23 protein-coding genes are annotated in these 25,335 nt (G+C 52.8%); 22 read left to right on the forward strand and 1 reads right to left on the reverse strand.

Features of this window, described 5'->3' with window-relative positions:
• The first annotated feature begins 49 nt into the window (after positions 1-49).
• The 12 genes from ACFVTB_RS17890 to ACFVTB_RS17945 all read left to right on the forward strand — a co-directional run bounded on the left by ACFVTB_RS17890 (position 50) and on the right by ACFVTB_RS17945 (position 16,385).
• The gene (locus tag ACFVTB_RS17890; protein WP_387751891.1) at positions 50-1,993 is read left to right on the forward strand and encodes a stage V sporulation protein D; all 1,944 of its coding nucleotides are present in this window, start codon (positions 50-52) and stop codon (positions 1,991-1,993) included.
• Between the two features lie 138 nt (positions 1,994-2,131).
• The gene (locus tag ACFVTB_RS17895) at positions 2,132-3,619 is read left to right on the forward strand and encodes a UDP-N-acetylmuramoyl-L-alanyl-D-glutamate--2,6-diaminopimelate ligase (protein WP_387751893.1); all 1,488 of its coding nucleotides are present in this window, start codon (positions 2,132-2,134) and stop codon (positions 3,617-3,619) included.
• On the forward strand, positions 3,616-5,031 hold the full coding sequence (locus ACFVTB_RS17900; RefSeq protein WP_387751896.1) for a UDP-N-acetylmuramoyl-tripeptide--D-alanyl-D-alanine ligase: 1,416 nt from the start codon (positions 3,616-3,618) through the stop codon (positions 5,029-5,031). The genes ACFVTB_RS17895 and ACFVTB_RS17900 overlap by 4 nt, the downstream gene beginning before the upstream one ends.
• Before the next feature lie 4 nt (positions 5,032-5,035).
• Positions 5,036-5,998: a phospho-N-acetylmuramoyl-pentapeptide-transferase gene (mraY, locus tag ACFVTB_RS17905; protein WP_387751898.1), complete on the forward strand. Its 963-nt coding sequence runs from the start codon at positions 5,036-5,038 to the stop codon at positions 5,996-5,998.
• 272 nt (positions 5,999-6,270) lie between these two features.
• Positions 6,271-7,692 (forward strand): UDP-N-acetylmuramoyl-L-alanine--D-glutamate ligase, encoded by a 1,422-nt coding sequence (gene murD / locus ACFVTB_RS17910; protein WP_387751901.1) that lies wholly within the window; start codon positions 6,271-6,273, stop codon positions 7,690-7,692.
• A 44-nt stretch (positions 7,693-7,736) separates the two neighbouring features.
• Positions 7,737-8,837 carry a stage V sporulation protein E gene (spoVE, locus tag ACFVTB_RS17915; RefSeq protein ID WP_387751904.1) on the forward strand — a complete coding sequence of 367 codons (1,101 nt, stop codon included), beginning with the start codon at positions 7,737-7,739 and terminating at the stop codon, positions 8,835-8,837.
• Between the two features lie 425 nt (positions 8,838-9,262).
• Positions 9,263-10,168 carry a UDP-N-acetylmuramate dehydrogenase gene (murB, locus tag ACFVTB_RS17920; RefSeq protein WP_387751906.1) on the forward strand — a complete coding sequence of 302 codons (906 nt, stop codon included), beginning with the start codon at positions 9,263-9,265 and terminating at the stop codon, positions 10,166-10,168.
• A 15-nt stretch (positions 10,169-10,183) separates the two neighbouring features.
• Complete coding sequence (gene murA, locus ACFVTB_RS17925; RefSeq protein ID WP_387751908.1) at positions 10,184-11,461, forward strand: UDP-N-acetylglucosamine 1-carboxyvinyltransferase; 1,278 nt, start codon at positions 10,184-10,186, stop codon at positions 11,459-11,461.
• Positions 11,462-11,542: 81 nt separating this feature from the next.
• Complete coding sequence (locus ACFVTB_RS17930) at positions 11,543-12,292, forward strand: cell division protein FtsQ/DivIB (RefSeq protein ID WP_387751911.1); 750 nt, start codon at positions 11,543-11,545, stop codon at positions 12,290-12,292.
• Positions 12,293-12,539: 247 nt separating this feature from the next.
• Positions 12,540-13,781, forward strand: a complete 1,242-nt coding sequence (gene ftsA / locus ACFVTB_RS17935) for a cell division protein FtsA (protein ID WP_387751913.1) — start codon at positions 12,540-12,542, stop codon at positions 13,779-13,781.
• Positions 13,782-13,796: 15 nt separating this feature from the next.
• Positions 13,797-14,942: a cell division protein FtsZ gene (gene ftsZ / locus ACFVTB_RS17940; protein ID WP_387752066.1), complete on the forward strand. Its 1,146-nt coding sequence runs from the start codon at positions 13,797-13,799 to the stop codon at positions 14,940-14,942.
• 564 nt (positions 14,943-15,506) lie between these two features.
• A complete protein-coding gene (locus ACFVTB_RS17945) occupies positions 15,507-16,385 on the forward strand; it encodes a hypothetical protein (RefSeq protein ID WP_387751915.1) in 879 nt (292 codons plus the stop codon).
• Between the two features lie 22 nt (positions 16,386-16,407).
• Here ACFVTB_RS17945 and ACFVTB_RS17950 read toward each other — a convergent pair whose 3' ends face one another.
• Positions 16,408-17,094 (reverse strand): DUF559 domain-containing protein, encoded by a 687-nt coding sequence (locus ACFVTB_RS17950; RefSeq protein ID WP_387751917.1) that lies wholly within the window; start codon positions 17,092-17,094, stop codon positions 16,408-16,410.
• Positions 17,095-17,892: 798 nt separating this feature from the next.
• Here ACFVTB_RS17950 and spoIIGA point away from each other — a divergent pair.
• The 10 genes from spoIIGA (at position 17,893) to ACFVTB_RS18000 (ending at position 25,304) form a co-directional block, all read left to right on the forward strand.
• Positions 17,893-18,816 carry a sigma-E processing peptidase SpoIIGA gene (gene spoIIGA / locus ACFVTB_RS17955; RefSeq protein ID WP_387751920.1) on the forward strand — a complete coding sequence of 308 codons (924 nt, stop codon included), beginning with the start codon at positions 17,893-17,895 and terminating at the stop codon, positions 18,814-18,816.
• 44 nt (positions 18,817-18,860) lie between these two features.
• Entirely contained in the window at positions 18,861-19,583 is a 723-nt protein-coding gene (sigE, locus tag ACFVTB_RS17960) for an RNA polymerase sporulation sigma factor SigE (protein ID WP_387752069.1), read from the forward strand.
• Between the two features lie 114 nt (positions 19,584-19,697).
• Complete coding sequence (gene sigG, locus ACFVTB_RS17965; protein ID WP_042159827.1) at positions 19,698-20,480, forward strand: RNA polymerase sporulation sigma factor SigG; 783 nt, start codon at positions 19,698-19,700, stop codon at positions 20,478-20,480.
• A gap of 113 nt (positions 20,481-20,593) precedes the next feature.
• Entirely contained in the window at positions 20,594-21,625 is a 1,032-nt protein-coding gene (locus ACFVTB_RS17970; RefSeq protein WP_387751923.1) for a copper amine oxidase N-terminal domain-containing protein, read from the forward strand.
• 234 nt (positions 21,626-21,859) lie between these two features.
• The gene (locus ACFVTB_RS17975; protein WP_387751926.1) at positions 21,860-22,138 is read left to right on the forward strand and encodes a YlmC/YmxH family sporulation protein; all 279 of its coding nucleotides are present in this window, start codon (positions 21,860-21,862) and stop codon (positions 22,136-22,138) included.
• A gap of 35 nt (positions 22,139-22,173) precedes the next feature.
• Positions 22,174-23,052: a peptidoglycan editing factor PgeF gene (pgeF, locus tag ACFVTB_RS17980; protein ID WP_387751928.1), complete on the forward strand. Its 879-nt coding sequence runs from the start codon at positions 22,174-22,176 to the stop codon at positions 23,050-23,052.
• On the forward strand, positions 23,045-23,767 hold the full coding sequence (locus ACFVTB_RS17985; RefSeq protein ID WP_387751931.1) for a YggS family pyridoxal phosphate-dependent enzyme: 723 nt from the start codon (positions 23,045-23,047) through the stop codon (positions 23,765-23,767). Before pgeF ends, ACFVTB_RS17985 begins: the two co-directional genes overlap by 8 nt.
• 4 nt (positions 23,768-23,771) lie before the next feature.
• Positions 23,772-24,221 (forward strand): cell division protein SepF, encoded by a 450-nt coding sequence (locus ACFVTB_RS17990; RefSeq protein ID WP_387751934.1) that lies wholly within the window; start codon positions 23,772-23,774, stop codon positions 24,219-24,221.
• Between the two features lie 7 nt (positions 24,222-24,228).
• On the forward strand, positions 24,229-24,510 hold the full coding sequence (locus ACFVTB_RS17995; protein ID WP_387751937.1) for a YggT family protein: 282 nt from the start codon (positions 24,229-24,231) through the stop codon (positions 24,508-24,510).
• 14 nt (positions 24,511-24,524) lie between these two features.
• Positions 24,525-25,304: a YlmH family RNA-binding protein gene (locus tag ACFVTB_RS18000; protein ID WP_387751941.1), complete on the forward strand. Its 780-nt coding sequence runs from the start codon at positions 24,525-24,527 to the stop codon at positions 25,302-25,304.
• Positions 25,305-25,335: the final 31 nt, after the last annotated feature.

The following is a 25,335-nucleotide window of genomic DNA, read 5'->3' on the forward strand; positions in this document are numbered from 1 at the left end:
GAAGGCCTACGCGTTTCACTAGAGTTTTCGGGCGGAAGGGGAGCAAGTAATGAAAGTATCGAACGTGACGGTGCGTCGCAGGCTGTTTGCCATATTGGTTATTGGAGTGATCGCTTTTCTAGGGCTGATGTTGCGGCTTGCTTACGTCCAGTTGTGGCAAGGATCCGAGCTGACCGAAAAAGCCGAGAATTCTTGGCGGCGCGATATTCCGTATATGGCCAAGCGCGGCGAAATATGGGACCGGAACGGCACAAAGCTGGCCTACAACGTCAGCTCGCCGACGGTTTGGGCGGTGCTTGCCCAAGTGAAGGATAAGCCGGCGACCGCCAAGGCGCTGGCGCCTTACTTGGATATGACAGAGGAAGAGATAACGAAGCTGCTTGGCAAAAAGAAAACGATGCTTGTAGACCTGAAGCCGGGCGGCCGTAAAATGACGCTGGAGAAGGCATCCGAAGTAAGAGCGCTTAATTTGCCCGGCATCGTGGTCGCCGAGGACAATAAGCGCTTTTATCCGTTCGGGAGCTTGGCCGCGCATGTACTCGGCTTTACGGGCATTGACAATCAGGGCCTTACGGGAGTTGAATTAAAGTATAACGATTTGTTGACGGGGCTGAAGGGCAATGTTTCCTTTTTGTCCGACGCGAAGGGCAGGCAAATGCCCAATTCCTCGGATACATACGTCGAACCGAAGCAGGGCTTGACTATGCAGTTGACATTAGACAAGCAGATTCAGTCGGTGATGGAGCGGGAATTGGATCAGGCGATGGCTTCGCTGCAAGCCGACAACATTATTGCAATCGCCATGGACCCAAACAACGGTGAAATTCTCGGCATGGCGAGCCGGCCAACCTATGAGCCGGCCAATTACAAAGAGGTGCCAAGCGAGGTATACAATCGCAATTTGCCAATCTGGATGACATACGAGCCAGGTTCGACGTTTAAAATTATTACGCTCGCCGCTGCGATCGAAGAGAAGAAAGTGAGTTTGACGAACGAATATTTTTACGATCCCGGCGCAATTGAAGTCGGCGGAGCGAGACTCCGCTGCTGGAAGAAAGGCGGCCATGGCAGCCAAACGTTTCTTGAAGTGGTGGAAAACTCCTGCAATCCGGGCTTCGTTACGCTGGGGCAGCGGCTTGGCAAAGATAAATTATTCGAGTATATTAAAAATTTCGGGTTCGGCACGAAGACAGGCATCGACATCGGCGGCGAAGAGAACGGCATTTTGTTCAAGCTGAATCAGGTCGGACCGGTCGAGCTTGCGACGACTGCTTTCGGGCAAGGCGTGTCGGTTACGCCGATTCAGCAGATCGCAGCGGTATCCGCAGCCGTCAACGGCGGCACTTTGTATAAGCCGCATGTGACGAAGGGCTGGATCAATCCGCAAACTGGCGTGGTGGTGCAGCGCACCGAGCCGGAAGCGGTTAGACAAGTGATCTCGGAGGATACGTCCAAACTGGTGCGTGAAGCGCTCGAAAGCGTCGTCGCCAAAGGTACGGGACGGAATGCCTTTATCGACGGTTACCGGGTCGGCGGCAAAACCGGAACGGCGCAGAAGGTCGTTAACGGACGTTATTCGCCGAACGAGCATATCGTCTCATTCATTGGCGTCGCTCCGGCCGACGATCCACAGATCGTCGTTTACGTCGCTGTCGACAATCCGCAAGGCATTCAATTCGGCGGCGTAGTCGCCGCGCCAATTGTACGCAACATTATGGAGGATGCGCTGACTATCCTTCAGGTGCCGCCGCGCGACAAGCAAATCGGCCGGGTGTATAAGCCGGGCGAAACACCGATCGTGACTGTTCCGAATCTCGTTGGCAAGACGGTTTCCGACATTTATGAAGATATGAATATGAACTTTAATCTCTCATCGGCAGGCAGCGGCGGCACGGTAGTCCGTCAGGCGCCGGCGGCCGGCACGAGAGTTGAGCGCGGATCTACGATCCGCATCTATTTAGGCAGCGAGGATGATATATCGCATTCTCATTGACTATAATGGAAGATAGCAGTCCGCCTAGGGCAAGGAAGGCGGCAGAATAAAGGCGTATGCTTCCGATGCGGTTTTTGTTGCGCAGCGACGCTCTTAAAATAGATTACGCTCCACGAACCTTATGAGGAGGCTTACACTATGCAATTGCAGCAATTGGCCGATCTATTACTGACATCCAGGCTAATAGGAGACGGAGGAACAGCGATTAGCGGAATCGAGACCGATTCCCGGCTGGTCCGGGAAGGCGATCTGTTCATTTGCCTGCCCGGCCATACGGTTGACGGGCATCAGTACGCACCGCAGGCCGCTGAGCGCGGAGCGGTCGCTTTCGTAGCCGAACGGCCGCTGGACGTCGATGCGCCGCAGTTGATCGTGAAGGACAGCAGGCTGGCGATGGCGGTTATCGCAGATCATTTCTACGGTCACCCGAGCCGGTCGTTAATTTTGATTGGGGTGACTGGCACGAACGGCAAGACGACGACGACTTATTTGATTGAACAGATATTAAATGACAGCGGCCGGCAGGCGGGTGTTATCGGAACGGTCGAAATGCGCTATGCCGGACAATCCGTTCCGATGTCGGGCACGACGCCGGAAGCACTGCAACTGCAGCGCTACTTATCGAAGATGGTCGATGCGGGCACGACGCACTGCGCGATGGAGGTGTCGTCGCATGCGCTGGAGCAGGGCCGGGTCAAAGGCTGCAAATTCCGCACAGCCGTCTTTACGAACTTAACCCAGGACCACTTGGATTATCACGGCACGATGGAGCGTTATGCGGCCGCCAAGGGCTTGTTTTTCTCCCGTCTTGGGAACGAATACTCAGCCGATCCGGCGGAGCGCTCGTTTGCTGTTCTGAACGTCGACGACGCCGTCTCAGCCGAGTATGCTGCGCTGACGTCGGCCGAAGTCGTGACCTACGGCATCGAACGAGAGGCGGACGTGCGGGCTACAGCGGTTTCGATTACGCCGCAAGGAACCTTTTTTCATCTCGAAACGTTTAAAGGGAGCATCGATATTACGCTGCAAATGGTCGGCAAGTACAACGTCTATAACGCACTTGCAGCCGTCTGCTGCGCCTTGATAGAGGGCATCGGGCTGGAACAAATCAAAGCGAGTCTTGAAGCGCTGCCAGGCGTGCCGGGGCGCGTAGAGTCGGTCGTAGCCGGCCAGCCGTTCGCGGTTGTCGTCGACTATGCCCACACGCCCGACGGTTTGGAAAATGTACTGCGCGCCGTGAAGGAGCTTCAGCCAAAGCGGCTTCTGTGCGTATTCGGCTGCGGCGGCGACCGCGACCGAACGAAGCGGCCAATTATGGGTTCGATCGCTGCTAAGTACGCCGACTATGTATTCGTCACATCCGATAACCCGCGTACCGAGGACCCGGAGCTTATTTTAAAGGACATCGAAGCGGGGCTTATCGCCGATTCGGTTGACCGGGACCGCTACGAGCTGATCGTCGACCGCCGCGCCGCAATTCAAAAAGCGGTTGAAATGGCAAGCCAAGGCGATGTAGTATTGATTGCGGGGAAAGGCCATGAAACTTATCAGGATATCGCGGGCGTCAAGCACGATTTCGATGACCGTTTGGTGGCGAAAGAAGCGATAAGGGGATTATTACATTGATTAATCGAACATTGGAGCAAGTCGCCGAAATGTGCGGCGCCAGATGGAATAAACAGGACGCTGCGATTCGGATTGCGGGCGTCGGCACCGATTCTCGCCGTGTAACGGCGGGACAGCTGTTCGTGCCGATTGTCGGGGACCGTTTCGACGGGCACGACTATGTTAAGCAGGCGCTGCTGGACGGCGCGAGCGCGTCGTTATGGGAACGGGGCCGCGCGGTGCCGGAGGAGCTTGCAGAGGCGCCGCTGCTGCTCGTTAAGGATACGTTAAAGGCGCTGCAGCAGCTAGCCGCCGCATACCGCGAGGAGCTGTACGTACGCGTCATCGGCATTACGGGCAGTAATGGCAAGACGACGACGAAGGATATGGTTGCGGCCGTCCTCGGCACCTCTTATAAGGTGCATAAGACGGAAGGGAACTTGAACAACCATATCGGACTGCCGCTGACGGTTCTGCAACTGGATGAAGAGACGGACTGCGCCGTGCTGGAGATGGGCATGAGCGGCTTTGGAGAAATCGAGCTGCTGACGAACATCGCCAAGCCGGACATCGCGGTCATTACTAATATTGGAGATGCGCACTTGCAGCAGCTCGGCTCTCGCGAGGGCATCGCCAAAGCGAAGCTGGAAATTGCGCAAGGCTTGCAGTCCCGCGGCTTGCTGCTCTATAACGGCGATGAGCCGCTGTTGAAAGCGGAGCTCGCCCGCACGCCGCTGCCGGAAGGTACTGAGCTGCAGACGTTCGGCCTGCAGTCGGACAATGACTGGGCGGCCGATAACATTGAAATAGGCGCAGTTTCATCCGCCTTTGCCGTCTCACGCCAAGGACATGCCGACGCGGGAGCCGTCTACGAAATTCCGGTGCCTGGCCAGCATAATGTCAGCAATGCGCTTGCTGCTATTGCGGTAGGCCGCCGGCTCGGCATTTCCGGCGAACAGATTCGCGAAGGACTTGCCGGTCTTACGCTGACCGGGATGCGCATTCAGCCGGTTCGGGCGTATAACGGAGCGATGATTCTGAACGACGCTTATAATGCGAACCCGACCGCCGTGCGCGCGGCTATCGATCTCGTGGGGCAGCTGGAAGGGTTCCGTAAAAAATGGATTGTGCTCGGCGACATGTTCGAGCTCGGGCCGGATGAAGCGAAGCTTCATCATGAAACGGGTGCATACGTGACGCCAGAAAAAGCGGAAGCTGTGCTGACTTGCGGCACGCTGTCGACGCATACGTCCGAAGGCGCTAGAGTTTCTTTCGGCGACTTGGCGGACGACGACAGCATTGTTCATTTCGACGATAAGGAAAAGTTGGCCGACTGGCTGAAAGCGCGGCTAGCGCCTGACGATCTCGTACTCGTCAAAGGATCAAGAGGTATGCGTATGGAACAGATTGTCCAAACTTTGGAAGCGGGGTGAGGAAATGGACATGATGGTCATCTTGTTTACTTTAGGCGCTTCGTTTCTGCTAGCTGTTTTGCTAGGACCATTGTTCATCCCTTTGCTCAGGCGAATGAAGTTCGGGCAGCAAATCCGGGTTGACGGTCCGCAAAGCCATTTGAAGAAAAGCGGCACGCCTACAATGGGCGGCATTATTATTATGCTGGCCCTGCTTATCGCATTTTTAAAGTTTTCCGATAAAACGGCCGATTTCTGGGTGCTGCTGACCGCTTCGCTCGGTTTCGGGCTTGTCGGCTTTCTTGACGATTACATTAAAATCGTATTCAAGCGGTCGCTTGGCTTGACCGCCCGCCAAAAGCTGTTTGGCCAATTGCTGTTTTCCATCATCGTATGCGCCCAGTTGTACAATATGAATCACAGCACGTTCATTGCCGTTCCCGGCACGGGCTGGGGCTTCGACATGGGCTGGTTTTATTACCCGTTTGTCGTTATTATTTTGTTCGGCGCCAGCAACGCGGTCAACTTTACGGATGGCCTCGACGGGCTTCTGTCCGGTACAAGCGCCATCGCCTTCGGCGCTTTCACGATCGTGGCGCTGCAAGCTTCCGAGTATGAATCGGCGATTTTCTCGGCAGCGATGATCGGCGCCGTGCTTGGCTTTCTTATTTTCAACGCGCATCCGGCGAAGGTGTTCATGGGCGACACCGGTTCACTTGGAATCGGAGGCGGCATTGCCGCCGTTGCGATCCTGACGAAGGCGGAGCTGTTGCTTGTCGTCATCGGGGGCGTGTTCGTGCTTGAGATGCTCTCTGTCATTTTGCAGGTGTCGTCCTTCAAGCTGCGCGGCAAGCGCATTTTCAAGATGAGTCCGATCCATCATCACTTCGAGCTGTCCGGCTGGTCCGAATGGCGCGTCGTGACGAGCTTCTGGTTCGTCGGACTGGTGCTGGCGCTGGTCGGGCTGGCGCTGTCGGGCGTATTTTAAGGCTGCTTCCGGCAGCCGCTGTCAGATTCGGAGCGCCTGGCGCTTCCGGACACTGGCCGCGGGATGTGCGGGGGGTCAGCCCCTAACAGCCGGCACGCTGTTAGGCGAAAGGACAGAAAGGACCCGCATCCGCTCCGCGTCTGCGTACGTTGCGGCCGTTTGCGGGCTTCCGTCTTTTCGCCATGCAGCGTCCTTCCAGGCAGGGAGGCGGCATGCGATTCCGTTTTTAGGCTATGATCTTGCTTCCAGCATACAAAAGGAGCTGCTGTATTATGAATCATCCGGAAACGTACCGGAACCGCAAGATCGTCGTACTAGGTCTTGCGAGAAGCGGCGTAAGCGTCGCGAAAGTTTTCCATTCCTTAGGAGCCGACGTTGTCGTCAACGATAAAAAAGAACGCGAACTATGTCCCGAAGCGGACGAATTGACCGCTTTGGGCATTTCTGTACTGTGCGGATACCACCCGGACGATCTTGTCACCGCCGAAACGGCGCTGTTGGTCAAAAATCCGGGCATTCCTTATACGACCGGCCCGATTCAGCGGGCGCTGGAGCTTGGCGTCGAAGTCGTCACGGAAGTAGAGGTCGCTTATTGGCTTTCACCTGCGCCCATTATCGGCATTACTGGCTCTAACGGCAAAACGACGACGACGACCTGGCTCGGCGAGCTTCTGGCTGCGGCCGATCTCAATCCCATTGTGGCTGGCAATATTGGCACGCCGCTATGCGAAGCTGCGGTTGCCGCGAAGGAAGATAATTGGATCGTCGCTGAGCTTAGCAGCTTTCAATTGAAAGGAACGGCGGCTTTCAGGCCTAGCGTTGCGCTGCTGTTGAACGTCGTTGAAACGCATCTCGATTACCACGGCGGAATGGAAGATTATATTGCCTCGAAGGCGAAGCTTTTCGCCAATCAAACGGAGCGGGATATCGCCGTTCTGAATTGGGATGATGCGGTATGCAGGGAAATTGCGGCTGGCTTGCACTCGCGAGTGCTGCCGTTCTCGCTGTATGAACGGCTTTCGCAAGGCGTATGCGTTGAGCCGCCTTACTCGAAGGACGGCGGCGAGGAAGCCGACCGTCATATCGTTTGGCGGCAAGAGGATGGAACGGAGAAGGTCATCGTGCCTGTCTCCGAGCTTGGCATTCCGGGCCGCCACAATACGGCCAACGCGCTTGCCGCTATCTCGGCTGCTCTAAGCGCCGGAGCGGCGCCGGAGCAGTTGGAAGGCGTGCTGCGCGGCTTCAAGGGCGTCGAGCATCGGTTGGAATATACGACGGAAGTGAATGGCGTCAAATACTACAACGATTCGAAGGCGACCAATCCGACGGCAACGACGATGTCGGTCGGCTCGCTGTCCGCGCCGATCGTGCTGATTGCCGGCGGGCTGGACCGCGGATCCGATTATATGGAGCTGCTTCCGCTGTTTCGCGACCGGCTGAAAGGCTTGGTCACGCTGGGCGAGACGAGAAGCAAGCTGGCAGGCGTGGCCGAACTGGCAGGTTTACAGCACGTCCGATTGGTCGAACCTGCTAAGGACGCCGAATCGACGCTGCGCGAAGCGGTCCGCCATGCCTCGGAGCTTGCGGAGCCGGGCGATATCGTCCTGTTGTCGCCTGCGTGCGCGAGCTGGGACATGTTTCAGTCGTATGAGCAACGCGGGCGCATTTTTAAAGATTCGGCGCATACCTTGTAAGTAGGGGGCTTGTCCCTACTTACCGCTAAGAGGTGTGTTTCGCTATGGCAAAAGCCAAGTCCGCCCCGGACGTATGGATGATCGTCTCTATTGCGCTTATTCTCGCAATCGGATTGATAATGGTATACAGCGCAAGCGCCGTGCTCGCCTTTCATGAACACGGCGACAAGTTTTATTTTGTCAAACGCCAATTTATATGGGCGGTAATCGGCATCGGCGCGCTGCTGGTGACGATGAACACCAATTATTTGGTCTGGCGGAAGTGGGCGAAGCCAGCGCTGATTATTTGCTTCGCGCTGCTTCTGATCGTATTGATTCCTGGTATCGGCGTCGTTCGCGGCGGAGCGCGCAGCTGGCTCGGCATCGGCTCCTTTGGCATTCAGCCGTCGGAGTTCATGAAGCTGGCGATGCTGCTCTTTCTCGCCAAATGGTTGTCCGAGAAGCAGCAGACGATTACGCATTTTACGAAAGGCCTGCTGCCGCCGCTAGGGCTGGTTGGGTTGGCCTTCGGCTTAATTATGCTGCAGCCTGATCTTGGTTCGGGGGCAGTTATGGTCGGCGCATCCATGCTGCTGATCTTTACGGCGGGCGCTAGAATTATCCATTTGGCTTCGCTTATGGGCGTCGGCGTCTTCGGCATGATTGGTCTGATTATTGCAGAGCCGTACCGGTTGGACCGGATTACCGGCTTTTTGGACCCTTGGGCCGATCCGCGCGGCACCGGCTATCAAATTATCCAATCGCTTTATGCGATCGGACCGGGCGGCCTGGTCGGCCTCGGGCTCGGCATGAGCCGCCAGAAGTTCAGTTACTTGCCGGAGCCGCAGACCGATTTTATTTTCTCGATTTTATCGGAGGAGCTCGGTTTTATTGGAGGAGCTTCACTCATTTTGCTTTTTCTCGTGCTTGTATGGCGGGGGATCCGGGCGGCGATTTCGGCGCCGGATACGTTCGGCAGTCTGCTTGCGGTCGGGATCATCGGAATCGTCGGAGTGCAGGTGCTGATTAATATAGGCGTCGTCATTGGCGCGATGCCGGTTACCGGCATTACGCTGCCGCTCGTCAGCTACGGAGGTTCTTCGCTGACGCTGCTGCTCACCGCACTAGGCATTCTGCTGAACATTTCGCGTTATTCGCGGCAATGATAAAGCGGCAGTTGCGGACATGTATCGAAGAGGCCGGCCGGCGCCATTAACGGCGTGCGGCGGCTAACGAAAGGCGGACGACAAGGGCCGGCGTTCAGCGGGCTTATGACGTCCGCCTTGTTTTTACGCTATAATGAATTGCGGTGTTGCTAGTCGTTACTGGTGTCAGCCGTATAAAACATATAGTAGCAATCGGAATAACCGTGCTAGAATAAGAATCGAACAAAGCTTCCGGCGGAGCGCGCGGGCCTAATGGGCGGCTGTCACACTCGGCGGGCGCAGGGCATAGGATACTCTATAAATCGTGACCGTCACCTATCGGCAAGGTCATGACTATCGCATCGCGATCGGATTTGCCTGAAAGAAACGGCAGCCGTAACCGTACGCGCATCCTCTTATCCCGGAAGCATAAGGAGGTACGACCTTTGAAACATTTCATCGAGGAGCTTGAGCAAGCGGCAATCGGCCGATTGCTGTTTGACGAGCCGCTCTCTAATCATACAACTTGGAAAATCGGCGGTCCCGCCGACATTCTGCTCATTCCGGAAGGCAAAGAACAACTCGTATCGGCTATTCGCCTGCTTCATAAGCATGGGATTCCTTGGACCAGCTTAGGTCGGGGCTCGAATATGCTCGTAAGCGACAAAGGGGTTCGCGGCGTAGTCATCAAACCGAAGGACGGACTGGATTATGCGCGTTTTGACGGCGATGTCGTCTATGCGGGAGCGGCTTATTCCTTCATTAAGCTGTCGGTTATGGCCGGCAAGGAGGGGCTTACCGGTCTGGAGTTCGCAGGGGGGATTCCAGGAACGGTTGGCGGAGCTGTTTATATGAACGCCGGGGCGCACGGTTCCGACGTGTCACGTATTTTTAGATCAGCTGAAATTGTGCTGGAGACAGGTGAATTGGTTCGATACGAAGGCAAGGATATGAATTTTTCCTACCGCCATTCCATTCTTCAGGAGAAGAAAGGGTTTGTACTGGAGGCTGCCTTCGAGCTCTCCCCCGGAGACCGCAAGTTGATCACCGAATCGATGGCTGCGCATAAAGAAAGACGTCTTCGGACGCAGCCGCTGCAGCTGCCTTGCGCAGGCAGTGTGTTCCGCAATCCGCCAAACGATCATTCTGCGAGGCTGATCGAAGCGGCCGGGCTGAAGGGCTTTCGCGTCGGAGGAGCCGAGGTTTCCGAGCTTCATTCCAATTTCATAATTAACACAGGGCAAGCGACAGCTGAAGATGTTCTCACCCTCATGTCACATATCCAAGGAGTAATCCGGGAGCAGTTCGGAATTTCCTTAGTACCGGAAGTATTGGTGGTGGGTGAGCGGTAATTCGGAGGTGATACATTGGACAAATTGGTGATCGAAGGCGGGAAACCTCTCTCAGGAACCATTGTTATCCAAGGAGCGAAAAATGCCGCTTTGCCGATATTGGCAGCAAGCTTGTTGGCCGATGGGACGACAACGATCGAACATGTGCCTAAGCTGCTTGATATCGAAGTTATGCTGAACATTTTGCGGGAATTGGGTTGCCGCGCCGAGCATACCGGGGATACGGTCGTGCTGGATACCGCCACGGCGCATACGTCGCATGTGCCCGAATCGCTAATGGGTCAAATGCGGTCTTCCATCTTCCTGATGGGCCCGCTGCTCGCAAGATTCGGTGAAACGCAGGTTTACCAGCCCGGCGGCTGCGCGATCGGGGAACGCAAAATCGATTTGCATTTGCAAGGGCTCGAGGCGCTCGGAGCGGAAATCGAGGAGCTTGGCAACAAAATTGTGTGCCGGGCGGAGAAGCTGCGCGGCGCCGATATTCATCTCGCTTTTCCGAGCGTAGGCGCAACTGAGAACATTATGATGGCGGCCGTATTGGCTGAGGGACGGACGACGATCAACAATGCCGCTCGCGAGCCGGAAATTCAAGACCTGCAGCGTTTTCTGGTTGCGATGGGCGCGAAGGTGTTTGGGGCTGGAACGGACACGATCACAATCGACGGTGTGGCGTCGTTGACGCCTTGCCAGTACAGTGTCATTCCGGACCGCATCGTAGCAGGAACTATTATGGTCGCGGCGGCCGCAACACGCGGGCAAGTGACGCTGATGAATACAAATCCGGGGCATTTATCGTCGCTCATTCACGTTCTGCGCCGGGCGGGTGTTCAAGTTGCGGTAGACGGTGATATAATTAGGGTTGGAAGTTCGTCCCGCCCGAAAGCGGTGGAGCGGATCGTAACCGCGCCTTACCCGGCTTTTCCGACCGATCTGCAATCGCAAGTGATGGTGCTGTTGGCATTGGCGGACGGCGTAAGCATCATGAAGGAGACCATTTTCGAAGGCAGGCTGAAGCATGTCGACGAATTGTCCCGCATGGGGGCCGATATTCGCGTCGATCTGAACGCGGCTATCCTTCGAGGCGTGCCGAGATTGTACGGCGCGACTGTGGAAGCGACCGACCTAAGAGCGGGGGCAGCCTTGGTGATTGCCGGACTGGCGGCGCAGGGCAAGACAATTGTAGAGCAAATTCATCATATCGACCGCGGCTACGATCGGATTGAATCGATGCTGAGCCGTCTCGGAGCGCGCATATCGCGTTATTCTCCTGTACCGAACAACTTATCGAACTGATATTACGCATAAGGCAAGTCGAACGACCGGCTCCCGCCTGTTTGGGGGACCGGATGCTTTTTAGGAAGGATGGGACAAGTATTGAGCTCGCAGATGCCTGTATTAAAAAAGCCCGAAAGGCCAAGAAAGGGCAGCCGCAAGCTGGTGGCTGTTCTCCTTCTTTTATTTGCCGTTATTCTGGCCGTACTCTTTTTCAACTCTTCGATTAGTAAAATTTCCTCTATTAAAGTGAACGGGGCGCAGTACGCAAACGAGAATGATATTAGACAAGCGTCGGACATCGAAATTGGAGATGCGTTTTTCGGCACTTCCTCCGAGCGGATTGAGAATCGGATTCGCGCTTTGAAGCCGATTCAGGAGGTCACCGTTGTAAAAAAGTTTCCGGGAGCGGTTACAATTTCGGTTAAGGAATTCGAGGTTGTCGCTTTTGAAATTGCCGCGGACGGCGCGATGACGGCGATTATGTCGAACGGCACGAGCGTCGTCTCGTTAAACAACGATGTGTTAATGGACAAGCCGGTATTGTCGGGGTGGAAGGTAGGCGATCCGCAGCGGGCGGAGTTGACCAAGCAGCTTGGCACGATAACCTCAAAGCAGTTGTCCGATTTATCGGAGATCATTCCTTATCCGTCCAAAGCTTACCCGGATCGAATCCGCATTTATACGAGAACGAAATTTGAGGTCGTCACCTCCATTTCGGTGCTGGCTAGCAAGATCGACGCGCTGAACGCTGTCATCGAAACGCAGGAGCCGGGGAAGATAACGATGCTGCTTGCTGACACTTACGTTCCTTTTGATGGAAATAATGCAGAAAATATGGAATCCGACTAAAAAGAGACTACTCAATAGCTTGAAAGAATGGTAGAATTTTAGATAATGTATAATTGCGACATAGGTCTGCCTACGGTGCGTGTTTAACGATGTTCAGGTTGTAGAAGCGCACCTTCACATTAGAATATTGAAAATTTTGTTGAAAAAAGAGGGAAAATATCAACTACGTTGAATATGTAGAAAGACGTTTCCGAAGTATACCTATCGAAGCTCTATATTTTATTAGTTGAAACGGAGGTGCCGCGGGTTGAGCAGTAACGACATCATTGTCAGTTTGGACATCGGTACATCCAAAGTTCGTGCTATTATTGGTGAAGTGAACAACGGAACCATTAATATTATTGGAGTTGGATCTGCCGACTCGGAGGGTATTCGCAAAGGGGCTATTGTAGATATTGACCAAACCGTCCAATCGATCCGTAATGCGGTGCAGCATGCGGAGCGGATGGTTGGCATTCAAATATCAGACGTGTACGTCGGCATTCAGGGCAATCATATTGCGTTGCAGACGAACCATGGCGTTGTTGCCGTATCCAACGAGGATCGTGAAATAGGGGAGGAAGATATTGAGAGGGTGCTCCAGGCCGCCAAAGTAGTTGCTTTACCGCCTGAGAGAGAAATTATCAATCTGGTGCCGAAGCAATACTTGGTTGATGGTCTGGAAGGCATTTCCGACCCGCGCGGCATGATCGGCGTTCGCCTGGAAGTTGAAGCGACGATCGTGACCGGTGCGAAGACCGCTATACATAACTTGATGCGCTGTGTTGAGAAGGCGGGACTTCGAATTTCGGGCGTCATTCTAATGTCGCTCGCTTCTGGCGTTATGGCGCTTACGAAGGACGAGAAGTCGATCGGAACCGTTCTTACCGATATTGGGGCGGGCTCGACGACGATTACCATTTTCGAGAACGGCGGACTTGCGGCTACTTCGACGCTGCCAATCGGCGGGGAGTACGTAACGAACGATATCGCTTACGGGCTTCGTACGCAGACTGAGCAAGCAGAGAAGATTAAGCTGAAGTACGGCTGCGCGTTTGTCAGCGACGCCGCTGAAGACGTGAAGTTCAAAGTAACCCGTATGGGCAGCAATTTGGAGAAAGAATTTACGCAGGTCGACCTTGCTAGCATTATCGAGCCGCGTATGCAGGAAATCTTCCAAATGGTTCGCCAAGAAGTGGCTCGTCTCGGCTTTGGAGACAAAGTGAACGGCTACGTTCTGACGGGCGGCTCCGTAACGATGCCCGGCACGATGGCGCTGGCGCAAGCCGAGCTTGAATCGACGGTTCGCGTGGCGCTTCCTGATTATATCGGCGTTAGAGACCCTGCGTTCAGCAGCGGAGTCGGCATGATTCAGTACGTGTCGAAATATATGGGAGTTCACAGCACGGCTCCAGCAAAGAAAACGACAAACCGCAAGACGGGTTCCACCGCTTCATCCAAACCCGGTATGTTTGAACGGATAAAAAATATGTTTAACGAATTTATTTGATCGGGGGAAACGATGATGTTGGAATTCGATTTGGATCTAGAGCAACTCGCTCAAATAAAAGTAATTGGTGTAGGCGGCGGCGGAAGCAACGCTGTTAACCGAATGATCGAGAACGGCGTTAAAGGCGTCGATTTCATAACTGTTAATACGGATGCGCAAGCTTTGCATTTGGCGAAGTCCGAGCATAAGCTGCAAATCGGCGACAAGCTGACGCGCGGTCTTGGAGCGGGCGCCAATCCGGAGGTCGGCAAGAAAGCGGCTGAGGAATCGCGCGAGCTTGTTATGAACCAGTTGAAAGGTTCCGACATGGTTTTCGTAACCGCAGGCATGGGCGGAGGCACAGGCACGGGCGCTGCGCCGGTTATTGCCGAGATCGCTCGCGAGTGCGGCGCGCTTACCGTCGGCGTTGTAACGCGTCCATTCACTTTTGAAGGACGCAAGCGCTCTGGACAAGCGGAATTTGGCATTGAAGCGTTGAAGGAAAAGGTTGATACGCTTATCGTCATTCCAAATGACCGTTTGCTTGAGATTGTAGACAAGAAGACCCCGATGCTGGAAGCGTTCCGCGAAGCGGATAACGTTCTCCGCCAAGCTGTGCAAGGCATTTCCGACTTGATTGCTGTTCCTGGCCTCATCAACCTCGACTTCGCCGACGTGAAAACGATCATGACCGAGCGTGGTTCCGCGCTGATGGGTATCGGCATCGCAACCGGCGAGAACCGTGCTGCCGAAGCTGCTAAGAAAGCGATCATGAGCCCGCTGCTGGAAACGTCGATCGACGGCGCGCGCGGCGTTATTATGAACATTACCGGCGGCGCCAACCTGTCGCTGTACGAAGTAAACGAAGCGGCTGAGATCGTTATTTCCGCATCCGACCCGGAAGTGAATATGATCTTTGGCGCGATTATCGATGAAGATTTGAAAGACGAGATCAAAGTAACGGTCATCGCGACTGGCTTTGAGCACAAGCCATCCGGCACGGCTCGCCGTGCAGCGCAGCCTGTGCAATCCGAGCCGGAGACGCGTCAACCGTCTTCCGCATCGAGCTCCTCGTCGCAGCATGCGTCTTCGAACAATGTAAAGCCGTTCGGAGCGAACTCCTCGAGCGACCAGCTTGAAATCCCAGCGTTCCTGCGCAATCGCCCGCGCAGCGACCGTTAATAGCATGTATAGAACCCCCGCTTGCCTTTCTGGCAAGCGGGGGTTTCTTTGTTTTTCAGAGAAGCTGGTAGTGTGGATTGAATTGTGTGGTGGTGTGAGGGTTGGATGCATGCGGCAAGTAGCTGAGTATATTGTATGGTATGTGGTGTGCGGTGAGAGGAGTATAGCTCGTTGAGACGCTGGATGTAAGCAGCCAAGTAACTAAGAGTACATAGTGTGGCATGTGGTGCGCGTTGAGAGAAGTATGGTGCATGAGACGTTAGATGTAAGCGGCAAGTAACTAAGAGTAAATTGTGTGGTATGTGGTGCGCGTTGAGAGAAGTATGGTGCATGAGACGTTGGATGCATGCGGCAAGTAACTAAGAGTATATTGTGTGGTAGGTGGTACGTGGTACGTGGTGCGCGGTGAGAGGAGTATGGTAATGCGGCGTTGGATGCATGTAGCAAGTAGTTAGAAGTATATAGTCTGGTATGTGCAGGTATGGCCATAATTTATGAAGGGATGGAGGGATACACGAAAGTAATGCCAAGCGTGCGGTGTGGCATTTGTAAGCGCGATGATGTGTGAAGGCACAAGGTACGCAGACAGCTGCAATTAAAGCTATTATTGGGCAGCCTTTAAATGTACCAGAGGAGATAAGCTGTAGGGCACCAAAGCGCAAAGAGGCAGTCTGTAAGGCTCCAAAGCGCCTTACAGAAGCGAAAAACGCGAAAGAGCTGGTCTGTAAGGCTCCAAAGAGCCTTACAGAAGCAAAAAACGCGAAAGAGCTGGTCTGTAAGGCTCCAAAGCGCCTTACAGAAGAAAAAAACGCGAAAAAATCGGTCTGTAAGGCTCCAAAGCGCCTTACAGAAGCAGAAAACGCGAAAGAGTCGGTCTGTAAGGCTCCAAAGCGCCTTACAGAAGCAGAAAACGCGAAAGAGTCAGTCTGTAAGGCTCCAAAGCGCCTTACAGAGGTGAAAAACGCGAAAGAGCTGGCCTGTAAGGCTCCAAAGCGCCTTACAGAAGTGAAAAACGCGAAAAAGTCGGTCTGTAAGGCTCCAAAGCGCCTTACAGAAGCAAAAAACGCGAAAGAGCTGGTCTGTAAGGCTCCAAAGCGCCTTACAGAAGCAAAAAACGCGAAAAAGTCGGTCTGTAAGGCTCCAAAGCGCCTTACAGAAGCAAAAAACGCGAAAAAGTCGGTCTGTAAGGCTCCAAAGCGCCTTACAGAAGCAAAAAACGCAAAAAAGTCAGTCTGTAAGACTCCAAAGCGCCTTACAGAAGCAAAAAACGCGAAAGAGCTGGCCTGTAAGGCTCCAAAGCGCCTTACAGAAGCAGAAAACGCGAAAGAGTCGGTCTGTAAGGCTCCAAAGCGCCTTACAGACTCGAAAAACCCTACAAGACCAACCAAAGAGGCCAAAGCACCCCACGGCCACAGTGCAAACAAAGTGAGCTTTAAAATTTGAAAATCCGCTAAGGAGACTTACACTATCGGTTGTGGAGCTTCTGTTGATTGACTTGATAACTTTTTGTTCGTTGTGTTCCTTTCCCGGTTGGCTGAAGCAGTTCAGCGTTCACTAGCTTCTCTATTAGCACCTGTGTACGTTTTTTGCCAATTGACAGATGTTGAATAATATCGATCGGTCTGAGGTTTCGATTCAAATGAACAGCTAGGCGGATAATTTCTTGTTCCAGTGCACGATCCACTTTTTCTTTATGGCTAACGTTGATAAGTTGCGAGTTCTCGATCATACGGCTGCCGAGATACTGCTGCAATAGCTGGATACAGCTCATCGGCTTCTCATGTACATCGTCATATGCGAATCGCAACACGGTCCAGCCGTCTATGACAAGATGATTTTGTCTCATGCGCGAATCGGAAAATTGCCATCGGGACACGTTTGATGCATGCGTGGAGTACCCGTCAATTTCGATAGCTACCTTAAAGGTATGGTTTAGATAGGCAAAATCTAAAAAGCGCATGCCGTCTTTAAAGTCGGCAACTTCATATTCAGGATGTAAGTGGTCCAACTGTTTGAATGCGGGGATCCAAACTTTTTCGATAAACATTTTTTCGGCATGGCCGAGTCCTTCTTCTAGTTTTCTACGAGCATCCCCTTTTCGCAGACGTTGATGGTAAGCAAGCCATTGCTCAACATTTGTCATAATCGACATTGCCATTTCCCCTTTCATAAAACTGCCTCAAATACAATTTCTGAAGAGCATAGAAGTTTACAAGCCTAGTCAATAAAATACAAGCTCGGTGAGCTCACAAAATGACAACAAAAAAACGCCAAAATTCGAGGATACAGCAGCGTTCGTCGGTTTCATTGAAACCAAGCGTCGCTTCTTTCCTGACATTGGCGTGTTCTTCACAACCATCTATAGCTTTGAGTGGATTATACTACATGATTCTAAGTCGGACAAGAGAGTCTGAGCGAATGGATTGGGCAGAAACGGTGCAATGGTACGGCGGTAATATCTCATGTTTCAGTAAAGAGCCAATTAGCTGCTAGCAGCAACGCGCGAGCCTAGGCCTTTACCCGTAGGCAGTATAGCGGCAACATTGTGGTCCTGACGCGCGGTGCCTTCGGCGCCAGAACGCGCACTGGGAGAAGCGCGCGAAGCCCAAGCCCTTACCCGCAACGAAGTGCAGCAGCGGTCTAGGAAAGCCTCGCATCATAGACTTCACTGGTTGGAGTATCGTGTGAGACGGAACAAACACGGAAAACGCCGAATCGCGCACAGTCGTGCTCTATCGGAGGGTACTCTGCAACACTCGTGAAGCAGCGCGAGGCATCCCGTTTTTTCTATGCAAGGTCGACAAAAAAAGATGTGTCATGCCGTCATGATTAGACAGACTTTGAAATAGGATTTGAATATACTAGTGTCAATCGTTCTCGCCGGGCACCGGTTGGCCGTCTATTTTTTATAGGCGGGGCGCGGGATGGCCGATGGCAGGAAGGTGACACTGTGGCCGTATATGTCGATGTTATGTTTTTGCGAGAGCTGCTTGTCGACGGAAGCCTGCTGCTGACAACTGCCTGGGTTCGCCATATAAAAGCGAGTCCGTGGCGCGTTCTAGGAGCTTCTTCCATCGGAGCGTCCTATGTTGTACTGATGCTGTTTCCGCAGTTCTCGATGCTCTTCACGCTGCTTGTCAAAATCGCGATCTCGCTGCTCATGCTGTGGGTGGCTTTCGGCTTCGCCTCGCTTCAACATTTTGCCCGGAACGTCGCTGCTTTTTACACCGTGAATTTCGTAGCCGCCGGCGCCATTCTGGGCATCTATTATTTGCTGATGCAAGGCTCCGGAGAAGTGTGGCGAACGCTCTCTTTTGTAAGCGGCGGCATGCAGGTGGAGTTGAAAATGGGCTTTATCTATCTATTGGCAGCGTTTTGTATCGGTCTGTATATATACCGCACCGTGTTAACGCAGCGTCGTGAAAGGGAGCTGGTGCAAACCCATCTAGCAGAAGTAATTATTGAAATCGAAGACCGTGAACTCCGTTGTATCGGCTTGGTCGATACGGGCAACCAACTTTACGATCCGCTGACTCGGACGCCGGTTATGGTTGCAGAGGCGGCCTTATGGGGAGAAGATCTGCCCGATGCCTGGCTTCAGAGCATCAAGGAGGAGCAGGTCGATCGTTTAGTAGCCGGAATCGGAGATGAGTCTTTCAAGTGGCAAGAGCGGCTGCGGCTCGTTCCTTATCGGGGCGTGAACCGCAAATCGCAGTTTATGCTCGCCTTGAAGCCGGATTGTGTTCGGATCGAGCGGGAGGGAAAGGTGTACGTGAACCACAAGGTATTCGTCGGCCTGGACGGCGGGAAACTGGCGGCCGATAGCGCGTACCAAGCGATCATCCATCCGACTCTCGTTCAGAACAGTCAATGAACATGAAATGGAACGATATTCATATTCGGGGAGGGATGGGCCGGATGCTCGTCAAATGGAGATTAGTCCTGCAGTTATATTATTATCGAGTTTTGTTTTTATTCGGATTAAAAAGCGAACAGATTTACTACATCGGAGGCAGCGAGGCGCTTCCGCCGCCATTGACCCGAGAGGAAGAAGAGTATTTGCTAGACCGACTGCCGTCGGGCGATTCGGCGATTCGCGCCATGCTTATCGAACGCAATCTCCGGCTTGTCGTCTATATCGCCCGCAAGTTCGAGAACACAGGCATTCATATCGAGGATTTGGTTTCGATCGGCGCAATAGGCCTCATTAAAGCGGTCAATACGTTCGATCCGGAAAAGAAAATTAAGCTCGCCACTTATGCTTCACGCTGTATCGAGAACGAAATCTTGATGTATTTGCGGCGCAACAGCAAGACGCGGACCGAGGTGTCGTTCGACGAACCGCTCAATATCGATTGGGATGGCAACGAGCTGCTGTTATCCGACGTGCTGGGTACTGAGAACGATACGATCTACCGCAACATCGAAGAACAGGTCGACCGCAAGCTGCTTCACAAAGCGCTCGACAAGCTGTCGGAGAGAGAACGCATTATTATGGAGCTTCGTTTCGGACTTGCCGACGGAGAGGAAAAAACGCAAAAGGATGTAGCCGATTTACTCGGCATTTCGCAGTCGTATATTTCCCGATTGGAGAAAAGAATTATTAAACGTTTGCGCAAGGAATTCAATAAAATGGTGTAGTTTCAAGGCTTTTCAACCGTTCTGCAGCCATTCCGCGGCCGTTTCGGAAAAGGAATAAAAAAGGGGTCCAAGGAGATAATGTACATTAATGTTTCTCCTTGGGAGGTAATCACGTTGACCCGAAATAAAGTCGAGATCTGTGGAGTGGATACTTCGAAACTGCCTGTGCTGACTAACGCTGAAATGCGGGAATTGTTCACCGCATTGCAAACCCGAAATGAGTGGGCAGCAAGAGAGAAATTGGTTAACGGCAACTTGAGGCTTGTGCTTAGCGTCATTCAACGGTTTAACAATAGGGGAGAATTCGTAGACGACCTGTTTCAAGTCGGCTGCATCGGACTTATGAAGGCGATCGATAACTTCGATCTTAGTCAAAATGTGAAGTTCTCCACCTACGCCGTACCGATGATAATCGGAGAAATTCGCCGTTACTTAAGGGACAATAACCCGATTCGCGTATCGCGCAGTCTGCGCGATATCGCCTACAAAGCTTTACAGGTACGGGATAGCCTGACGAATCAAAATTCCCGTGAACCGACGATATTCGAAATTTCCGAGGCGTTGAACGTGCCGAAGGAAGATGTCGTCTTCGCGCTCGATGCGATTCAAGACCCGGTATCGTTATTTGAGCCGATCTATCATGACGGCGGCGATCCGATCTATGTGATGGATCAGATTAGCGACGATAAGAACAAGGATGTATCGTGGATTGAGGAAATCGCGCTTCGAGAAGCGATGCACAAGCTCAATGATCGCGAAAAAATGATTTTATCGATGCGCTTCTTCGAAGGCAAGACGCAAATGGAGGTTGCCGACGAGATCGGCATTTCGCAAGCGCAAGTATCGCGGCTGGAGAAATCGGCCATTCAACAAATGCAAAAGCATGTAAAAACGTGACGGCGCCGCATGGCGCCGTTTTTTTATCGTCCATTGGAGCAACTTTCTTTTCCCTGTTCCGTCTAATAGTTGGAAATTAAATCCTATTAGACTAAATGGAGGTCTTGATGTCTGTGACTCAATTTATATTTTCGAATCATTTGAAAAAATCGGCTGCGTTAATCGTGCTCTGCCTGTCTTTGCTGTCCGGCTCTCTCTCAGCTGCAGCCGCGGAAGCCAGCTCGAATACGGGTACAAAAGCGACGGAAAATTCGCTGTTAAGAGCAGAGGCGATTATTCCGTTTGGGAGCAAAAAAGCGACGGTAAACGGAAAAGAAATGACGATCGAGCCGCTTTATGAGACAAACGGGGTGACCATGGGGCCGCTTAACGTGCTCATCAAGTTATTCGATCTTTCAATCAAACCAGTTGGAGGGTCTTCCAAGGCCATCATTATTTCGAATGAGCTTTACAGATCGCATTCAATGGAACTGACGCCGGGTCAAAAAATCGCCATCTTAGACGGCCAGATGGTCCGCCTGCCGGCTGCGCCGACCGTCAAAAAGAATTCCACAATGGTACCTTATAGAGCTATTATTGAAGCCTTCGACGGCAAAGTCGTCTTTGAAAAGGATAAAAAAGCAATCCGTATTCAAGTGCTTGATCAGCCTGTTGTCGATTCGAAGCAAAGAATCGGGGACAGCAACTTTGGTTGGTCGCTAGGCGCTCCATTGCAAATGGAACTGATTGATCAGTCGGAATCGGGCGATCATATTTTGTTTACCGGCTTTTCCGGTGGCTCCTTTAACGTATCGGTAACCGTTGAAGAGAACGACAAAAAATTGACCCCGCAGCAGCTGATTGAGAGCATGAAGTCCACCTTGCACCCTTCGGAGACGGTGAAGAGCACAGCCGTTTCCAAGCAGCCTACAGGCGATTTTGCTTTCCTGGCTACCTCGCATAACCAGGCATTCAATACTTATTACTATCAATATTGGGGTATCCAGGCGAATGATCGTGTTTATTGGCTGACGGTCTCTCAGAACAGCGTGCGATATACGGCGGAACGCGATCGCATTTCGAAAGCGCTGCTGCAATCCTTCCGAACCTCCTTCGACGAAAGCGATCCTAATCTGCGGGATTTTGCGATTAAGCCGCTAAGTTAAGCATAAAGCCCGGATGGGAAGGGCGTTTCTAACGCCCTTCCCATCCGCCATCATGCTGCGTCCTGACGCACGGCGCCTTCGGCGCCATAACGTGCGCTGGGAGAAGCGCGCCGGCGTAAAAGGAATACTGCTGTTTTTTTACCCTGCCGGACATTTTGGGCAAATCCCACATATATATTAAGGGAGGGCAACAGCCCTTTTTAAGCCGATCCCGTGGGAAAAGGGGTTAACTTCATGAAAATATCCGATTTCCAAACGAAAGACGTCATTAATATCGTCGATGGAAAAAAGCTGGGTCAAATAAGCGATCTCGAGCTCGATCTGCGGCAAGGGCGAATCGATTCGATCGTCATCCCCCAATATACAAGGTTCCTCGGCCTGTTTGGCAGCGCGGGCGCCGAGGTCGTCATTCCTTGGCGCAATATTGTCAAGATTGGCGCCGACGTTGTGCTCGTCCGAATTGACGAATCGAAGCAGCGTCCGGAGGAGGACGATTTGCACGCCCGCACATAACAGGGTAAACTTGCTAACAAGAGGTGATTGCCCGTATGGAACTGGAAGTATTTGAATCTGTACAATTGGCGAAGGGACCTTCGCTTTTTTTGTTGTCTTCGTGGATCAAAGACAATGACAGGCTGACGGTCGGCTTCAGCGGAAGAGACGGCGGCGTCAGCGCGAGTCCATGGACTTCGCTCAATTTTGGCTTACACGTCGGAGATGAAGACGAAGCGGTCGTCCGCAATCGGCGTCTGCTGGCTGAAGCGCTCGGCTGGCCGTTCGAGGCTTGGACTTCGGCGGAGCAAGTGCACGGCTGCGAGGTCGCAGCGGTTACGGCGGACGAGCGGGGCAAGGGCCGGAATAGCCGCGCAGAGGCGATACAGGATACGGATGCGTTAATGACGGATGTGCCGGGCGTACTGCTGACTTCTTTTTACGCCGACTGTGTGCCGCTTTATTTCTATGACCCTGAGCACGAAGCGGTGGCGCTTGCGCACGCTGGATGGAAAGGGACGGTGCTGGAGATCGCGGACAAGACGGTTCGTGCGATGAAGGAGCGGTACGGTTCAAGGCTGGAAGCGATTCGCGGAGCGATCGGCCCTTCGATCGGCGACTGTTGCTACGAGGTGGACAGTCATGTGATCGAACGAATCGAGCCTTTATTGGAAACGTTCGACAACGGTGAACTTAGTGGCGAAAAAAGAAATTCCATGATGAAAATGGTGGAAAACGGCAAAGCTATGGTAAACTTGAAACAAATGAACCGACAGATTATGATAAAAGCAGGAATTTTGCCGATTCATATCGAAATGTCACAATGGTGCACGGGCTGCAACCGGGAATATTTTTATTCCCATCGTATGGAAGGCGGCTCGACTGGCCGGATGGCCAGTTGGATCGGTATTCGGGAGAGGGGAACGCATGAGTAGCAGTAATACGATGTCCGAACGAGCATCGGACGTTGAGGCGCGGATCGCAGCCGCATGCGCGAGAAGCGGACGCGACACGAATCAAGTCAATGTTATCGCAGTAACGAAATATGTATCGATTGCAACGGCGGAAGAAGCATTCCGCGCAGGCTATCGCCATTTGGGAGAAAACCGCTGGCAGGACGCGCAGGCCAAATGGCAGGCGATCAGCGGCGGTGACGGAACGAACGGCGGAGAACAACCGGTTTGGCATTTTATCGGATCGCTGCAAACGAATAAAGTGAAGGACGTCATCGGCAAATTTACATACATTCACTCGCTGGACCGGCAATCGCTTGCCAAAGAAATCGACAAGCAGGCCTCCCGGCTAGGTATCGTCGTCCCGTGCTTTATTCAAGTCAATATTTCGGGCGAAGACAGCAAGCATGGACTTGGGCCCGAACAGGTCAGCGCTTTTTTGCAGGAGCTGAGCAGCTTTACTTCGCTGCGGCCGGTCGGTTTGATGACGATGGCGCCGTACGAAGCGGAGCCGGAGGAGACGCGTCCCGTGTTTCGCGCGCTTCGTGAGCTGAGGGACAAGCTGAACGAGGAATTGAAGCTTCAGCAGCCGTTGACTGAGCTGTCTATGGGCATGTCGAACGATTTTGAAGTGGCAATTGAGGAAGGGGCAACATGGATCAGACTCGGCACAATATTAGTGGGAAAAGAGGGATGATATCATGAGCGTCATGAACCGTTTTATGAACTTTCTTGGGTTGCAGGAAGAAGAAGAAGTGATTGAACGCGAGCGGGTAACGCAAACGGAAGAGCAAGAGGTTGAAACTTCTCCTTTCGAATCACGTAAAAGTACAAAGAATAATAATGTCGTGAGCATACACTCGCAAAAAAATGTCAGAGTCGTATTGAGCGAGCCCCGCTCCTATGACGAGGCGCAGGATATCGCCGACCACTTACGCTCGAGAAGAGCCGTTATCGTCAACCTGCAGCGCGTTCGCACCGATATTGCCGTTCGTATCGTTGATTTCTTAAGCGGTACGGTATATGCTTTGAACGGCAACATTTCCAAGCTCGGGCCGAACATTTTTCTGTGCTCCCCGGATTCGGTAGAAATTCAAGGAACCATTACAGAGATGCTCGCGGAGGATAACGATTACACTAGAATGAGGTGACCTTGAATTGAATCTTACTATTTACAGTGTTGTCAACAATCTTCAGACGATCTACTATGTTCTCATTATTGCCTATGTACTGCTCTCCTGGCTGCCTAACGCTCGCGACAGTTTTATCGGACGTTGGCTAGGCGTTCTTGTAGAACCGTATTTGAGCATATTCCGCAGGTTTATTCCGCCGATCGGCGGCATGCTGGACATTTCTCCGATCATTGCGCTCTTCGCGCTTCGCTTTATCGCGATGGGGATTATCGCCGTGCTCGAATTTGTTGTCAATTTATTTGGTTAAGGAAGGTCTGAGTGATGAAACCAGCCCTATATGAACATTTCCACCCGGAAGAGAAGCCATTCGTCGACCGGGCTTGGGAATGGGTAGAACGGTCCGCCCAGCAGCATGAGCTGAAGCGGACCCCTTTTTTAGATCCGAGACAGGCGCAAATCGTGGAGATGCTGGTTAATCGCAATCCCGATGTGCAGCTGCGATTTGACGGTGGACATCCGGATGCTGAGCGCCGCAGGGCGATCATCGCTCCGGATTATTTGAGTTTGGACGACGAGCCGGCGGGCCTTTCCGTGCTGGAAGTAACCGGTGCAGGCACGCAGCTGGAGCTCGATCATGGAGATTATTTGGGCGCCCTCCTAGGTCTTGGCATAAAACGGGACCGAATCGGAGATATTCATGTGCATGAAAGCTTCTGTCATATAATTATTGCGGACGAAGTTGCCGATTATTTAAATATACACCTGAGACAAGTGCATCGGGCGAACGTGTTAACCGATGTGCGGCCATTGCGAGAATTGCAGCCGGTCGTTCCGAAGCTTCAAGAGATGTCGTTCACGGTAGCCTCCATGCGTTTGGACGGCATCGCCAGCGACGTGTACCGGATCAGCCGCTCGAAGATTGTCGACCCGATTCGGGCGGGCCGCTGCAGAGTAAATTGGAAGACGGAAGAGGATCCTTCCGAGCAGCTTCGGGCGGGGGACGTCGTCTCGTTGAAAGGGCTCGGCAGATTCAAAATATTGGATGTCGACGGTGTAACTAAAAAGGGAAGAATTCGCGTCGTTATTGGGAAATTTATTTAATCGGATTGCAGGATTTTGGAAGTAGTTGTCG

The sequence above is a fragment of the Paenibacillus sp. NPDC058071 genome, assembly GCF_042885235.1.
Lineage (GTDB): Bacteria > Bacillota > Bacilli > Paenibacillales > Paenibacillaceae > Pristimantibacillus.

Coding starts and splice junctions, on each gene's coding strand:
- ACFVTB_RS17975 (WP_387751926.1), top strand. CDS start 21,860: ATGAAAATATCCGATTTCCAAACGAAAGACGTCATTAATATCGTCGAT.
- sigE (WP_387752069.1), top strand. CDS start 18,861: ATGCTCGTCAAATGGAGATTAGTCCTGCAGTTATATTATTATCGAGTT.
- ftsZ (WP_387752066.1), top strand. CDS start 13,797: ATGTTGGAATTCGATTTGGATCTAGAGCAACTCGCTCAAATAAAAGTA.
- pgeF (WP_387751928.1), top strand. CDS start 22,174: ATGGAACTGGAAGTATTTGAATCTGTACAATTGGCGAAGGGACCTTCG.
- spoVE (WP_387751904.1), top strand. CDS start 7,737: ATGGCAAAAGCCAAGTCCGCCCCGGACGTATGGATGATCGTCTCTATT.
- ACFVTB_RS17895 (WP_387751893.1), top strand. CDS start 2,132: ATGCAATTGCAGCAATTGGCCGATCTATTACTGACATCCAGGCTAATA.
- murD (WP_387751901.1), top strand. CDS start 6,271: ATGAATCATCCGGAAACGTACCGGAACCGCAAGATCGTCGTACTAGGT.
- ACFVTB_RS17890 (WP_387751891.1), top strand. CDS start 50: ATGAAAGTATCGAACGTGACGGTGCGTCGCAGGCTGTTTGCCATATTG.
- ACFVTB_RS17990 (WP_387751934.1), top strand. CDS start 23,772: ATGAGCGTCATGAACCGTTTTATGAACTTTCTTGGGTTGCAGGAAGAA.
- ACFVTB_RS17985 (WP_387751931.1), top strand. CDS start 23,045: ATGAGTAGCAGTAATACGATGTCCGAACGAGCATCGGACGTTGAGGCG.
- mraY (WP_387751898.1), top strand. CDS start 5,036: ATGGACATGATGGTCATCTTGTTTACTTTAGGCGCTTCGTTTCTGCTA.
- ACFVTB_RS18000 (WP_387751941.1), top strand. CDS start 24,525: ATGAAACCAGCCCTATATGAACATTTCCACCCGGAAGAGAAGCCATTC.
- ACFVTB_RS17950 (WP_387751917.1), bottom strand. CDS start 17,094: ATGTCGATTATGACAAATGTTGAGCAATGGCTTGCTTACCATCAACGT.